Origin of the sequence: Gimesia aquarii (assembly GCF_007748175.1) — a bacterium.
Classification (GTDB): domain Bacteria; phylum Planctomycetota; class Planctomycetia; order Planctomycetales; family Planctomycetaceae; genus Gimesia; species Gimesia aquarii_A.
On the sequence record NZ_CP037422.1, the window covers coordinates 4,563,065 to 4,578,628 of the forward strand.

The window sequence follows — 15,564 nt, forward strand, 5'->3', positions numbered from 1 at the left end:
TTTTAGATCATAGTGACTTACCACTTGAATACTGATAAGTGCTGCTAGAATCGGCTTTCATAAATCAATGGCGCAATTGCTTCATCTCTGATTAGGCGTAGTCTCAAAAGTCGACGATCCTGAATCTTTTGGCCGTGTCTCATTGGGTTTTGTATCGAGGGAGTTTTGCAAAAACGCTTTTAGTTTAACCTGCTTGTCGTCCGCATTGATGATCCAAACCTGTCGATCTGAGAAATACTCTCTGAGTTTCTTGTTTGATTCCTCGTCTAAAACATGTGCCCAAACAACTTCAGCATCATCAATATTTGCACGATTATAAATCCATTCGAAATGGGGATCATGATCGTCCGAGTATTTGACAAAGACAAGGTCTTTCTTCTGATTCTGTTTCAATTGTTCAATCAGTTCTGATCGCTGTAATGCTATTGGATATTGAGCAGGGAGCTCTGGTGTCGACGTGAAAAGCCAAATCTTGGTAAAGCTCATAGCAACAAAGATTAAACCCAGGCCAAATACTAATACCGGTCCCTGATTACGATCTTGCCACCAGGCAACACGCCATTGGCGTGCACCTTGAATCAAAATGAAAAAAACAAGAGGAATCACTGGAGCCAGATAATGAGGTTGAAAAAAAGTCGCTCCAAACAGATCAATGAAACTGATCAACAACACGATTGTCACTGCAATGCATCCCCAACGCTCTTTGATAATCCAGGGGATTATGAGTAAGAAAACACCCAAAGGGAAAACGATTAAGTTGCCGAGAAGTCTCGATATTTTTATTGAAACAGTATCCCAATACCCGCTCAGTTCTTGTTGTCTCTGGTACATTTCATATGACCATTCGGATTGGAATTTTCTCAAATGCGGGTTGGCGACATTTGCATCACGTGGTGTTCCCCAAAGAAAAAGTGGGGTTTGAGAATAGGTTTCTTCATGCACTTGATAAGGAAAGCGAAAGCTGCTTCCTGTGACTTGATCGTTATAAAACGCAATGATTCCTACGATACATAAAGATGTAAATCCCAGGGGAAAGAGGATAGAGCGAACCAATACCATTTTGGAAAATTCTGTTTGTTTTATCATCCAGATCATTAAGATCACCGCTGCTGAAACAGCGGTCAGAAACCCTTCAAAAGGACGACTCACAGAAAGAATCAATAATCCTGTTCCCAATATTAATGCGGTCCCTGAATAAGGGTGTTTTATTAGACGGCGTAAAGCGCCAAACAACAAAGCCCCACCCAGCATCGCAACTGCCCCACCCCAATAATTTTGTCCCCAAAGTAGTATGATAGGGTGGAGGGCTGACAATAGACCACCGGCGAATGCCCATCGAGGGGGAACCCAGGCATGGAGCATCCAGCAAATGGCAGCGCACGCGAGTGCGACACTCAACCAGGCTCCAACAATAGGGTGTCCCGTCAGTACTTGACCGAGAGCAAGAAACAGACCCTGGCCGACAGGATATTTGGAAGCATACGTTGGTTGATGAATTATGTGAAATGACTCAAAGTGCTTCCAGAAGGGGTGTGTGGGATTTGTCAATCTCCCCTGTGAAATCGTATCGGCAGCGAGCAAGTAACTAAACTCATCATGAATTCGGGGGATTGGTTTTTTGAAGCTTGAAATACCCGCCGAAAGTAAAAAGCTGAGCAGGAAGACCGTTATAACTGATGTTACAGGGGAACTAAATGTTTGAAATACCTTACGAAAGCGATTTAAAATCTTGAATCGAACAAACTGATTGGGGACCACTCTCGTGAGAAGTAACAATGCGGCTAGAACATAGCAGGTTAATAAAATCAAAGTTGTTTTCATGGAGCATAACCTGATCAGACATGCAAGGTAGTGCTTGAGTCTGTTACTCAATATCGACAGCTCAGTCTAATCAAGATATTTTTACCTTAGATCTTAGACTTCTTTCCACTTCGAGATTTTCAGAATTCGAGCATTTTCTTTGACCACACCCCTTAATGGTCCTATTATGAAATAGGCGGTATATGAAGCACAAGCAGATTATCTAAGCGAACAGAGCCTTCTTTTTTAAGACTAATGGGTATTTAGAAGAGCCGATTCTAACGAGAATGAGTTGTAAACTATGAATGAGAAATGGCTTACAATCGTCATTCCTGCATTAAATGAAGAAGATGCGATTGGATCAACAATCTCTCGAAGCCTCGAAGCTAGAGAGGAGATTCGTCAGGCAGCTGACTTAGATGGTGTAGAATTTATTGTTGTCAGTGACGGATCAACAGACAAGACGGCTGAAATTGCTCAAAGCTTCGATGATGTGCAAGTTATCGTTTTTGACGATAATCAGGGATATGGGGCCGCCATCAAAGAAGGTTGGAGACGCGGGCGTGGAGATCTGGTCGGATTCCTCGATGCAGATGGAACCTGTGATCCACGCTTTTTTGCTAACTTATGCAAGACCGCGCAAGACGAAAATGCTGATATCACACTTGGCTCGCGGTTGGGAGCAGATTCACAAATGCCGGCAATTCGTAAAGCGGGTAACCGGATGTTTGCATTCCTGCTAGGCTTATTATGTGGCAGAAAAGTGACGGATACAGCCAGTGGTATGCGGGTTGTACGTCGCTCGGCACTGAAACACCTTTATCCGCTCCCTGATGGATTACATTTCACTCCGGCGATGAGTGCGCGCGCCTTAATGAACGATTTACGGATTATAGAACTCCCGATGAAATATGAAGAACGGATCGGGGAAAGTAAACTGAGCGCGCTTTGGGACGGATTTCGATTTCTCAGAGCAATCGGTGAAGGGGTTCTGTGCTATCGGCCCGAAAAGATTTTCTTGACAGGCTTTTCTATTTGTATGTTATTCATACTGGTCCTGGCGGCCTATCCAACAGAGTTTTACTTTCAAAACCAGAGACTGGAAGAATGGATGATCTATCGGTTTGTGGTTTGTCAGTTCATTGGTTCATTGGGAATTACGTTATTACTTGCTTCAGCACTTGCAAATCGGATGGCTTTGCTCAGTTCACGTCGTGATGAATCTATCGGCTTCTGGTCATCAGTTGTCGCCAGTCTGTTTACCGGGAAATCTCTTTTTGTAATGGTGACTCTCTTTAGCGGATTGAGCATCGGATTTTTATGGCCAGGAATCATTGAGTTTGCAACTTCGGGCAAGATTACTTTGCATTGGTCACGTTTAATTGCAGGAGCATTTACTCTTTTCACTGTGATGCAAGCACTGATCTTTTTTGTACTCATGAAGGTAGTTGCGATTTGGAGCATTGAACAAGTTTCCATAGAAAAAAACGCTTTTGATCCAACTCAGAAAGAATCTCTTGAAATTTTGAATAAGAAACATCAAAAACTCACTTCCATGACTGAGACTTCACAACAGCTAATGAAGTGAAATTGCTCTACAAATCCATTTCTAAACGTTACCGGTTTGATGTCATAAGATCCGTTCAAAATAAATCCTGTCATTGCGAATAAGAAGTACTAATATAAGTCAGTCGTTGAGTCAGATTCTTCGTTACTTTTCTAATCGATCTCCACTGATAATGATTTTAAATCGAGGTAATCATGCAAAATCGAATTAGTGAGTCTTCTTCGGACGTCATTTTTTGGCATCCAGGAATGGAATGCTGCGATGAAATCTGGGAAGCCGCGTATTGTCGTTTTGAGACGCCAAAACAAGAAATGAAAAAGTTTATCAAAAGGCTTTGTCAGTTGGGCGTTGATCGGTGGGAGAAGCATCAACAAGTTGTTGAGTTATTTTGTGGACAAGGCATGGGACTACATGCCCTGAAAAAATTAGGGTTTTCTTCAATTGAAGGAGTTGATCTATCACCACATCTACTCAATCAATATCAGGGAACGGCACAATTATATGTTGGTGATTGCCGGGATCTAAAATTTGAAGAAAATAGCCGGGATGTTTTAATAGTTCAAGGTGGATTGCATCATTTACCGGAATTACCTTCGGATCTTGAGCAGATTTTAGAAGAAATGAGTCGAGTCCTTCGTCCAGGGGGACACGTCATTATAGTTGAGCCGTGGCTGACTCCTTTTCTTCGTTTTGTACTATGGGTCAGTAAAAATAAACCATTAAGAAAGCTGTGGCCCAAGTTAGATGCATTTGCTGTCATGACTGAGCAGGAGCTGACAACCTACGAACAATGGTTGGGCCAGCCTGAGGAAATCTTGACGCTCTTAAACCGGTACTTCGATGTTGAACAGCAAAGAATTACGTTTGGGAAGTTGATGTATGTCGGTCGAAAGTCCTGATCTTAAAACAGACTGGCTTTCTGTAGATCTCAGGTCAACTCGAATTGTTCCAATGCGTGGTAATACATCTCAGAACCACTATAATAATCTTTTTTAGATGTGAGGAGATGCTGATGCCATTGCTGGGAGCACACCAGTCTATTGCTGGTGGATATTATAAAGCCGTTGATGCCGCAGCCGAATTTGGAATGGATTGTGTGCAGATCTTTACCAAAAACAATAATCAATGGCGGGCTAAGCCATTGACTGATAAAGACGTCAGTCTCTTTCAAGAACGATTGAAGACGACCGGAGTAGGGCATCCTTGCTCACACATGAGTTATTTGATTAATCTGGCAAGCCCCAAAGATGAGTTATGGAATAAATCGATTGATGCCGTCGTCGTTGAGTTAGAACGTGCAGAAGCATTAGGGTTGGAGGGGGCAGTCATGCATCCTGGCAGCTTTGTAACTTCCAGTGAACAGGAAGGGTTAGACCGGATTGCTGCTGCCATTGATCAGATACATCAGCAAACGGAGAATTTTAAAACACAGATCTGGTTAGAAACAACAGCAGGTCAGGGGTCAAATCTGGGGTTTCGATTTGAACAATTAGCTTATCTACTCGATCAGGTGCAAGAAGGTGAGCGATTGGGAATTTGTGTTGACACTTGTCATATCTTTGCCGCTGGTTATCCATTAATTAAAAAAAAGGAATACCAGTCTACGATGGCAGAGTTTGATAATGTGATTGGCTTAGATCGTATCCGCGCATTCCACCTGAATGATAGTAAATGTGAATTTGGAAGTCGCAAGGACCGACATGAAAATATCGGACAGGGCTTTCTAGGATTGGAACCATTCCGTCACTTACTGAATGATCCGGTTTTTCAGGACCGTCCTATGTACCTTGAGACTCCCAAGGCCGAAGAAGACGGCATCCCGCTGGACCAAATCAATATGGAAACGTTACGCAAGCTTTGTAAAGCCTGAGCTATTTTCAGAAAGACCGCTAAAATCACTAATACCCTCTCATGTTATCAAATCATTAGGGTCGATAAATGATACCAGGCGTTTGTCTGGTGCGGTTGCGCGCTTGATGAAATAGCCTCCCAATTCCTCAACTCCCCATTGAGGAAACTTCCCGCGACCCAGGCAGAGAATCGGGCTCAAGTCTCGAACTTTGCATGCAGAGAACAGGATTTGTCGTTGTGAAGATCGGTCTATTAACACGAAGCCTTACAACGGTTTATGCGTTGGTGATTGCCCTCTGTTGTCTCATGGTGGGCTGCCTTCGAACACCAACAGAAGTCGTTTCTCAATCTGAGAAGAGCCCCCATGATCCTGTTATAAGTTCAAAAAGCAGCTCTAGCTTTAATTATTTTCAGTCGAAAAAGAAATCTTCTGACGATGAGGCAGTGGCCAGGGTTAAAGTCAATGAACCTTCCTCAGTCGATCATCGGACTCATACGAAGCCAGTAGATGACACGGGGCGTGTAGAGATCATTGCTGACACTTCAACGAGACCTCACTATTCAACAGAGAAAATAAGGAAAACGGTAAGGCATCCGTCTGAAAGCTGGCGATCGAAATCATTGATTGAATCCGCCAAAAAGTATCCTTCAAAGGTTTCTGGTTCATATTATCATCGTAATTCAGATCGCATTAAACTGGCAACTCGATACGGTTCTGTTGCTCAAAGCGGCTCGTCAGGCATACGTCGCGTATCGAATCTCAAATTTGATTCTTTGGATCATGATGAGTCCACAAAGAAAAAAGTGGAAGCAAAGATTTCGACAGACCAGTTGAGGTCTCGCGAAATGAATCGCTATTTTAATCAGTTAGCTCAGGGAAAAGTTAGTTCTTCACAGATTAGTCAATTGGAGAATGAATTACATCAGGATCTGGAACATGCAAAGCCGGCGTTCGAAGGAATCAGTGACGAAATGCGACGAATGCAGGTTTCGTCCATCCTGGAGCGCGCGAAGCGTGAACTCAAACGAGAGAATTACGAATATGCCGCATTTTTAGCAGAGCAAGCATTAGAGTCCAGCTATCAGGGACATATTGCCTTTGGCCCTGAAGAAGAATCGCCGCAGATGTTACTCCAGCGTATCAAAAAAAACATGCCAGCCAATTTTGATTCTGAAGTACAAAAAATTGAACATACCAATCCACAGATTCAAACAAATGGCGGTCAAAGAGTACAAAATTTTCAATTCTCGCCTTCCCCCGTTCATCCATTGAAAAGACGTTCTGTAATCAATCCAAAACAGATGCGTCCTCAAACTCGACCTTCAACTGATTCCATACAGGAATTACCAATGATCGTTCCCCGTAATATGGGGACAGATCGTCCGCAGACAGCGAAACCTAACAATCGTCAACAAGTTCCAGTTTCCCCCGGAATTTCTTTGGACTCACCTGCGTTTGAACCATATCCAGCTTTTGAACAAAAACCGGCAGATCAATTGGAAATCCCTTTTCCTGAAAAGACGACACGACAAGAGATGCCCTCCAGATCGCAGCCTGCTCTAGGACTTGAGCTTGAAGAAGTTCCAGATGAGCCACCAGCCAAAGTTTGCCTAAGCGGACCAGAGCCTGTGCATCGAGATCCAGTAGAAGATGCTGCTGATTTATCGAAGCCAGGACCTCAATTGATGCTTCCTAAGCTGCCTGTGATACCTCAGGATCTTACATCCCAATCTTTCGGTCATAATCAATCTCATCAGGCAACAGTTCTCAACCGCTCAGAACAAAACCGGACGAGTCAATCCGTACCTGTTAAATTTCAATCAAAGAAACCGAAGACTGTTCAAGGCGTTCAGTCACCAGGCATGGAAAATAGTTCGATTGCAGGGGAGAGCAAGTCAGGTCTGAACGAATCAGGACTGACGTTGGATGAAATTGAGTGGGAGCTTGATGAGGAAAAAAGACCAGAACGAGAAAGTCAGTGGTCGGGAATGTCGACGTTGTTGCTCATTGTAGGGGGAATGATCATTCTCTTATTGTCATCAATTATCGTCATCCTGTTACGACGCAGTAATCCTTCAATCTGATTTTTCTCTTGATCAAATCAATCTTCTGGTTTGGTAATGAATTCTCCGCCACTGATGAACATGCCGTTCTCACAGGGGGTACACCACATAATTTTGACGCGGTATTCAAATTCCCGAGTTTCACTTGCCAGCTTCACGGTAACTTCTCCGGGGTTGATCATCCCTTTGTGCAGTAGACCTAGTCCTTGACGACTGATTTCTCGGGTCATCGCAGAAATCGTATTTCCACGTAATGTCTTCACTTCAGCAGGCACAGAGAGTTCAAGGCGGTCTACGTCTCTGACATTGACGGCTTCACTGTTTCCGAAGCTTTCCAAGACTTGTTTAAGGTCATCCATCGTAGGACGGCTCCATGGGGTCTGTTCCATCGAATGTACTCCTGGTCTTGCAGTTGTTTCTGAAAGGCTAATAGATTTGTAATAAAAATCTGCTACTAAAATATAGGATACAAAATAATCAAGGTTTCTAATTACTTTCAAAATGCGACTTTGCATGTTTTCTATCCAGAGTCTCTCTTAACTACAAGCAATTAGTACACTTAAGTTTGTTAAAGGCTAACAGTTATAACACCAGGCGAAGCAGTAGAAAATTACAAAGCCATGCGCCTTGTGACGATTATTCATCCCGCGATGGTGCGCGTTGTATCAATCGTTCCAAATGCTCCTGCAAAATCTGCTATAACGTTTCCGGTTTATAAAATCTGGATGACGCTTTGAGCAAAGCCTGTTCGATATGAGTGTGGGATGATCTCGGTAATAAATAGTTCAAGTTTATTTCAATAGATGGTTCTCGCCTGTATTCATGTTTATTGTGGCATCTCCAGGGGTAATTGATCGAGGATCACCTCTTGAAACTGCTACGATCAAATGGAACATGTCCTAGTAAAATTGCAACCTGATATAGAATTTCTCCATTGATTAATTCGATGAGAGAACTTGAGCTGGCTCAAGCAAGAGAAAGCAGATAGATCTACCAATACTTATGATGATCTCTTCTTTTTATAAAAAGTATAGTAAGCAATTAATCTGGGGAGTGTTTTGCACACTTCCCATTTTGACCTTTCTTGCAGAGTTACTACCCTCCAACAATGACATCGAAACCTGGTTGCCCAAAGATTCCGATGTTCGCGTGGTCTATGATCGGTTCAAAGCTGAATTTGGAGCGGAAGAAATTATTCTTGTCGCGGTACAAGATGGCTTAAGCAAAAAACCACTCATCGAAGCGACCGCCAGTCGTATTGAAACACTACCAACAGTTAGACAATGTTGGACACCAGAACGACTCAAAAAAATCTTAAATGAGTTCAAAGTAGAGCCTGAGGAAATCGATCGACGCTTGAATGGGCTTTTGATTAACTCTGAAAAGAATATTGCCGGTATATGTGTTCTCCTTTCTGATAGAGGAATTAAAAACCGTGCTGCGACGGTGGAAGGAATTCGCGAAAAGCTCGAATATAACCAGTTGACAGGGAAAGAAGTTCAACTCGCGGGGGCCCCTGTTGTAATTGCTGAGCTTGATCGTCTGGGTAGTCAGAAGAATAATAAAAAATTCTTCATAATCACATTACTGATCAGCCTGGGATTACTATACTATTCATTCCGAGAATGGAAGAAAACGCTCGCCACACTCGGGTTGACCATTTGGGCCATCAATCTGACCACGGCTTTAATTTATCTGGGAGGGGGTGAAATGAACTTCATCCTGGGGGCTCTCTCAGTCATGGTCATGGTCTTTACGCTCGCGATTTCCATCCACGTACATCATTATGTAGCCAGTTGTATTCACGAAGATGATCCCTTGGCCTCTGCATTACGTATTGCGTGGAAGCCTTGTTTCTTGGCGACACTCACTACTACGATTGGTCTTTTTTCTCTAACAGTTAGTGAAATTGGTCCCGTAGTCCAATTTGGATATGCTGCTTCGATTGGGACATTTGTTTCTTTGATTACAGGTCTTGGACTTACTCCGGCTGTGTTGACCATTTGGCCCATTGATCCTGAAACAATTCATGTCGGTGAGAAAAACTGGAATTTTCAAAGGTGTGCCAACTGGGTGATTGATCATTCCGGACGAGTTTCAATTGCAGCAATTTTCCTTGTTTTGATTTCTGGTGCTGGACTATTCAACCTGAGAACGAAAATTGACCCTCTCGACTTTTTACCCGCAGAGGGAAGAGTCATCCAGGATGTACGTTCGATACAGAATGACCTTACCGAATTAGATTCAGTTGAAGCGATCGTCGATTTTGGAGATAAAGAGATTCCGTTCATTCAGAAAATTGAGCGGGTTCGTGAACTGGAAAAAACAATTAAACAACATTCTGCGGTCAGACATACGATGTCGCTGGCGAGTTTTTTTCCGAAAAAGTTTCCGGAAAGTCCATTTGAAACAGCACGGTTGTTATCGCACGCGAAATCTTCGCATGGCGAGAATGATTTCGTTTCAGATGGCGAACGTTTGTGGAGAATTTCAGCGAGAGTCAGTAGTGGTGCTGATTTACCACAGGACCAAATTTATGACGAGCTGGCAGTCATGATTGATGATCCTGATGTGATCCTGACGGGGGTTGCTCCATTATTGAGGCGGGCACAAAAACAAATTTTCGTTGGATTTTGGGAAAGCTTTTCAATGGCGTTTCTCATCATTACTGTAGTCATGATTATTTCACTTCGCTCAATTAAAGCCGGTTTAGTTGCGATGGTCCCCAACTTGACCCCCATTTGTATTGTATTCGGAATTCTGGGTTGGTATCAAATTCCCATCGATATTGGAATCATGATGACTGCCAGTATCGCATTGGGGATTGCCGTCGATGGAACATTTCATTTCCTGGTGCGTTATCAAAGCCAGTATCGACTGACTAAAAATTCAGCACAGTCTTCGAGAGACTCGCTACTGATGACGGGAGAGCCGATTTTCACAGCGGCAGTAATTACAGGTGCAGGTATGATGGCTCTCACACTGAGCAATTTTGTCCCCACGGCACGCTTTGGATACATGATGACTTCGTTACTGATCGCTGCTTTGGTCGGTGATCTCATTTTACTTCCAAGTTTATTGGCACTTCGTCCTCAGAAACCAACAGATGATGGAAGTACTGATCGCAATGACAGCAGTGATCTGCTTGAGCGACAACATCCCAGTGCCCCTCATTTCCTCAAGGACAATCGACAGGGAACGAAAGATCAATCAAAGAAAGCAGTTGCATAAATTCATTTCCTGAACGACTAACAAATGCTCTGCGAAAGTATCTGCTTTTCAGTACCCTTTGATTGATATATGAAGCCAGTTCATTATTATTGATTTCTCCCAAGCTCGAAAGTTTCTCCCCTCTGTTCTACCACAGTCACAATCTGTTGCAGGTTCTGAGCAGTAGGCAGGAGCTCGAAATGGACCTCTTTGAACAGAGTTTTTTCAGGCAATTATCAACCTCGATTTTTACATCAACGGAAATATAGCGGATAACAAAATGGGATATCATCTGATAACAGGTGCTACAGGATTACTGGGAAGATACTTGATCCGGGACTTAGCGTCTGCTGGTGTGCCTTTAGCTGTGTTGGTTCGTCCAACGAGACGCATGACTGCTGATCAGCGAATCGACATGATCATGGGGTTCTGGGACGATCAAATGGGACGGGAATTACCGCGGCCTGTCGTTCTGGAAGGTAACATTAACGAGGAGAACTTGGGGCTGAGTGAGGAACAACTTGAATGGGTAACTCAAAATGTTGAGCGAGTCCTCCATTCTGCTGCCAGTCTTTCATTTTACAGTACAAGTCAAGAAAGTGAGCCTTGGCGATCAAATGTCGGCGGAGTCAAAAAAGTTCTCGACTTTTGTAAAATTGCTGGAATCAAAAAATTCGACCATGTTTCCACTGCTTATGTTTGTGGGTTGCGTACAGGCAGAATTATGGAGTCAGACGTTGACGTCGGGCAGGAACCGGGAAACGATTATGAGCGCAGTAAACTTCAAGCTGAATTACTGGTGAGAAGTGCAGAGCATCTCGAATCGTTAACCGTTTTTAGACCTGCAATCATTATTGGAGATTCAAAAACAGGATTTACGAATACATTCCATGGCTTTTATGCTGCTTTACAGCTAGGCCATACTTTAACTCAAATGCAAACTCCGGATGAAACAGGACGACTCTATGCAAAGTCTCGCTTCACTCTCGACGGTGATGAATCAAAGAATCTGATTCCTGTAGATTGGGTTTCAGCTGTGATGGCATATATTATCACTCATCCCAAGCATCATAATAAAACCTATCACTTGACACCTTTGAACCCGGTACAATCACGACTAGTGCACGACGTGCTTCAAGGGACGTGCAATTTTTATGGATCAGAATTTGCCGGAGCAGGGGTAGAACTTGAAGATCCTACAGAAGTCGAACGACTGTTCTATGACCATATTCGTGTCTACAATTCGTATTGGCGTGATGATCCCGTCTTTGACAGTACCAATACACAAACAGCGGCGCCACACTTGCCTTGTCCACATATCGATAGAGAGCTGTTGACCCGACTGTCTCAAGTGGCGATCGATATGAACTTCAGTTGGAATGATCGCACACCGCATCGATTTGGTGTCAAGTAGCCCAGGGGTTATCCAGTTTGCGATCAGTCTTCTGATCGGGTTGGGTTTTACCGGGAATGAGCTTGTCGAGAATTCCATTAACGAATTGCGAAGACTGCGCACTACCAAACTCACGTGCCAATTCGATTGCTTCATCTAAAACGACTGAAGAGGGGGTTTCGGTGTGTAGTAATTCGTAAGCACCAAGCCTCAGAATATTTCGATCTGTGACAGCCATTCGTTCAAGGCTCCAGTTTTCAGCAACTTTCACAATTTCCTCATCAAGTTGCTTTTTATACTCTGTCACACCCGTAAACAATTTCCAGGCAAAGGTACGAACAGTTTGATTGCGGCCATGCTCTTCGATCATACGACGAACCTCACCTGCAGTAATATCAGGGTTGAGATCGACTTGATATAACATCTGCACAACTAGATGTCGAGCCTGTTTTCGGAGAGACATAGAAATATCACTAACACTATTTGGGGTAAATTAACTCAGAGACTCAAAATTCTCTGACTTTTGCCAGTAAAGCAAACTTACTGCGAATCTTGATCAATGGTTTTCAGAAGGTTTACCATCTCAATTGCTGCCAGAGCGGCTTCACAGCCTTTATTTCCTACTTTTCCTCCGGCGCGATCGAGCGCCTGCTCCATCGTTTCGCACGTGAGCACTCCGAATAGGACAGGCACACCACTTTCCTGACCGCTCCGCATAATCCCTGCTGCCACTTGATGATTGATATAGTCATGGTGCATCGTACTACCCTGGATGACAGCTCCCAGACAACACACCGCCTGATAACGACCGCTTTTCGCCAGACGATCGGCAACAAGAGGTAATTCGAATGATCCAGGTACCCACACAACAGAAACATTTTCTTCCGAGCCACCATGGCGGCGGATTGTTTCTAAGGCCCCTTCCAGCAACTTACGAGTAATTAAATCATTCCAGCGTGAAACGACGATCGCAAATGTTGCTTCGCGGGCCAGTAAATCGCCTTCAATCAGTTTATGGTTCATCGAAGTAGTAACTTAAAAATATTTTATTGAAAACTGGAAAAACCGGACTGTTGGTTCATCAACGATTAATTATCATGTGAAAAGAGTGACAATTGATGTTTCTTTTCTGCTGCTTCAAATGATTGAAACAAGCTCCCCACCGATACACAGTAGCGGTCTAGCACTAACCTAAATTCATACTCAGCAAAAACTCTTCATTTGTTTTGGTACGACGCATTCTGTTTGTCAGAAGCTCCATCGCGTCAACAGGGTTCATGTCGTTCAGCACGCGTCTGAGAATCCAGACTCGACGGAGTTCCTCTTCATCCATCAACAATTCTTCGCGTCGTGTTCCCGATTTATTCACATCAATCGCCGGCCAAATTCGCTTTTCGACCATTCTACGATCTAAATGCAATTCAGTGTTACCGGTTCCTTTAAATTCTTCAAAAATGACTTCATCCATGCGGCTCCCCGTATCGACGAGCGCGGTCGCAACAATCGTGAGACTGCCACCTTCTTCTACATTACGGGCGGCACCGAAAAATCGTTTGGGGTGTTGTAATGCATTCGCATCGACACCACCGGAAAGAATCTTGCCTGAATGAGGAACTTCCGTATTCCAGGCACGTGCCAGTCGAGTAATCGAATCCAGAAAAATGACAACATCTTCACCATACTCCACCATGCGTTTGGCTTTTTCAATCACCATTTCAGAGACTTGAATATGCCTGCTGGGTGGTTCATCAAACGTACTGCTGACAACTTCGCAACGGTCTCCACCAACCTGGCGTTCCATGTCAGTCACTTCTTCCGGACGCTCATCAATTAATAGAATAAATACATAGGCACTTGGATGACTGCCGAGTACACATTTTGCCATTTCCTGTAGCATGACAGTCTTACCAGCACGAGGAGGAGAGACGATCAGGCCACGTTGTCCCATTCCCACGGGCGCCACGAGATCGACAATGCGAGTGCTCAAGTTGCCTGCAGGAGAAGACAGTTTTAAGCGTTCCTTGGGATGGAGTGGTGTCAGGTCGTCAAAAAAGACTTTTGTTGTCAATAACTCGGGATCACAGCCATTGACTGCTTCCACTCTGAGTAGAGCGAAATAGCGTTCGTTTTCTTTCGGTGGCCGAATTTGACCTGCGACAATGGCTCCTGTTCGTAGCCCAAAACGCCGAATTTGACTGGGGGAGACATAAATATCATCAGGGCAGGGAAGATAGTGGTAATCAGGGCTGCGTAAAAATCCAAATCCATCTGGGAGTATTTCCAGAGTTCCTTCCCCAAACATTAACCCGTTAACTTTGGTTCGTTCTTTCAGAATCTTGAAGATCAGATCCTGCTTTTTCAAGCCGGTGTATTCCGTGAGTTTTTCCTCTTTGGCCAGTTTCATGAGTTCTTGCATCGTCATTCGTTGCAAGTCGGCGATATGAATTTCGCTTTGCTTAATCTTTTCATAGCGTTCATCAGCCGATTTGGTGATCGTCGCTGCTCTTTGCTCAGATGAATTTGCTTTCATCCGCTTTGCTTTCTGGTCAAGCTCTTCTTTTTCTTTTGATGCCACAAGCCCGTCATTTTCAGATGTCTGAAGTTTTATGGATTTGGCCATGCTGATAACTTTCCGAATTACTAAAAATTTGAGATGAAATGGAGTGGAGTTCTTGAACCAAAACAGATGTGTTTACTGTGAAGATCAATGGACTTTTGGAAAGGTTCCAGTTTTTTTAAATAGAGTGAAAAGTATTTTAGATAATTATGATACGATCAGGGACGAGACTGGTTAATAACCAAAGATGCTCAGAATGCTGATTAGACATCGGGAACTGGGTTAATTGTTTGTTTTTTGTCTTTTATGTAATACTTCGATGAATTGAGATAAATCTTGACCTGCTGCTTCCAGATTGTCGTCATGATTATGAATAATGTAGTTTGCCAGTTTTCGTTTTTCTGAGAGAGGCAACTGCTGATTCTCTCGTTTTTCCAACTCTGCTGGAGACCACCCTCGATTTTGAGTGACTCTTTTCAATCGTTGTTCAAACGGGCATTCAATGAAAACAATCTGATCGCACAATTCTTTCCAGCCTGCTTCCAAAATCACCGCTGCGTCAATCAGGATTGCATCGACGTTTTTGGTTGTTTTCGCCGACAAAATCTCCTGCTCAAGGACTCGATGAATTTCGGGATGGACTATTTTCTCTAGTTTTTTTAATGATTCTTGATGTTGAGTTTCTTCTCCAAAAACAATTTTGGCAAGGACTGAACGATTTACCTTCCCATGTTCATCAAACACCGCAGTTCCAAACTGCTCTCGAATATTTTGTTGAACCTCAGGAAAATCAAGTATTCTATGTCCGATTTGATCGGCATCAATCACTTCAACAGATCGCAAAGTCTTGAGTTTATTGGCTACCGCACTTTTGCCTGATCCAATGCCTCCAATCAGAGCTATTGTGGGAATGAATGTATGAGAAGACACAAGATGATTGTGACAACTTGCATTGGTGGAAAATGGTTTTCTTACACATTCCTTCGCAACAGAAACTTACCACACAGGAGGTTTTTGATTGCTGAATCCATTAGCAACATTTAGATGAGACACATTGGTATGTAATAGTATGGTTACCGATACCCAACTGATTGTCAACAAAAAAAAACAAACTTCCTACTT

General features: G+C 43.4%; 12 protein-coding genes. 6 read left to right on the plus strand and 6 right to left on the minus strand.

Translation table 11 applies throughout. The features are described from left to right. Window positions 1-81 precede the first annotated feature (81 nt). Window positions 82-1,821 (minus strand): hypothetical protein, encoded by a 1,740-nt coding sequence (locus V202x_RS17395; RefSeq protein ID WP_145177717.1) that lies wholly within the window; start codon window positions 1,819-1,821, stop codon window positions 82-84. 280 nt (window positions 1,822-2,101) lie between these two features. On the opposite strand from V202x_RS17395, the gene V202x_RS17400 reads away from it, so the two are divergent. From V202x_RS17400 to V202x_RS17415, 4 genes are all read left to right on the plus strand, one after another. Next, a complete protein-coding gene (locus V202x_RS17400) occupies window positions 2,102-3,388 on the plus strand; it encodes a glycosyltransferase family 2 protein (protein ID WP_145177719.1) in 1,287 nt (428 codons plus the stop codon). Between the two features lie 173 nt (window positions 3,389-3,561). Further along, window positions 3,562-4,266, plus strand: a complete 705-nt coding sequence (locus tag V202x_RS17405; RefSeq protein ID WP_145177721.1) for a class I SAM-dependent methyltransferase — start codon at window positions 3,562-3,564, stop codon at window positions 4,264-4,266. A 113-nt stretch (window positions 4,267-4,379) separates the two neighbouring features. Then, a complete protein-coding gene (locus V202x_RS17410; protein WP_145177722.1) occupies window positions 4,380-5,237 on the plus strand; it encodes a deoxyribonuclease IV in 858 nt (285 codons plus the stop codon). Between the two features lie 194 nt (window positions 5,238-5,431). Next, window positions 5,432-7,303 (plus strand): hypothetical protein, encoded by a 1,872-nt coding sequence (locus tag V202x_RS17415; protein ID WP_197992938.1) that lies wholly within the window; start codon window positions 5,432-5,434, stop codon window positions 7,301-7,303. A 17-nt stretch (window positions 7,304-7,320) separates the two neighbouring features. Here V202x_RS17415 and V202x_RS17420 read toward each other — a convergent pair whose 3' ends face one another. Further along, on the minus strand, window positions 7,321-7,671 hold the full coding sequence (locus tag V202x_RS17420; RefSeq protein ID WP_144985059.1) for a PilZ domain-containing protein: 351 nt from the start codon (window positions 7,669-7,671) through the stop codon (window positions 7,321-7,323). A 613-nt stretch (window positions 7,672-8,284) separates the two neighbouring features. Here V202x_RS17420 and V202x_RS17425 point away from each other — a divergent pair. Further along, entirely contained in the window at window positions 8,285-10,513 is a 2,229-nt protein-coding gene (locus tag V202x_RS17425) for an efflux RND transporter permease subunit (protein ID WP_145177724.1), read from the plus strand. 259 nt (window positions 10,514-10,772) lie between these two features. Then, a complete protein-coding gene (locus V202x_RS17430; protein ID WP_145177725.1) occupies window positions 10,773-11,906 on the plus strand; it encodes an SDR family oxidoreductase in 1,134 nt (377 codons plus the stop codon). On the opposite strand, the gene nusB is transcribed toward V202x_RS17430, so the two are convergent. The 4 genes from nusB to coaE form a co-directional block, all read right to left on the minus strand. Next, a complete protein-coding gene (gene nusB, locus V202x_RS17435) occupies window positions 11,899-12,348 on the minus strand; it encodes a transcription antitermination factor NusB (RefSeq protein WP_145177726.1) in 450 nt (149 codons plus the stop codon). The genes V202x_RS17430 and nusB overlap by 8 nt on opposite strands. A 77-nt stretch (window positions 12,349-12,425) precedes the next feature. Continuing rightward, entirely contained in the window at window positions 12,426-12,908 is a 483-nt protein-coding gene (gene ribE / locus V202x_RS17440) for a 6,7-dimethyl-8-ribityllumazine synthase (RefSeq protein WP_145177727.1), read from the minus strand. A gap of 163 nt (window positions 12,909-13,071) precedes the next feature. Next, a complete protein-coding gene (gene rho / locus V202x_RS17445; RefSeq protein ID WP_409996684.1) occupies window positions 13,072-14,415 on the minus strand; it encodes a transcription termination factor Rho in 1,344 nt (447 codons plus the stop codon). 309 nt (window positions 14,416-14,724) lie between these two features. Beyond that, window positions 14,725-15,372, minus strand: a complete 648-nt coding sequence (gene coaE / locus V202x_RS17450; RefSeq protein ID WP_145177729.1) for a dephospho-CoA kinase — start codon at window positions 15,370-15,372, stop codon at window positions 14,725-14,727. Window positions 15,373-15,564: the final 192 nt, after the last annotated feature.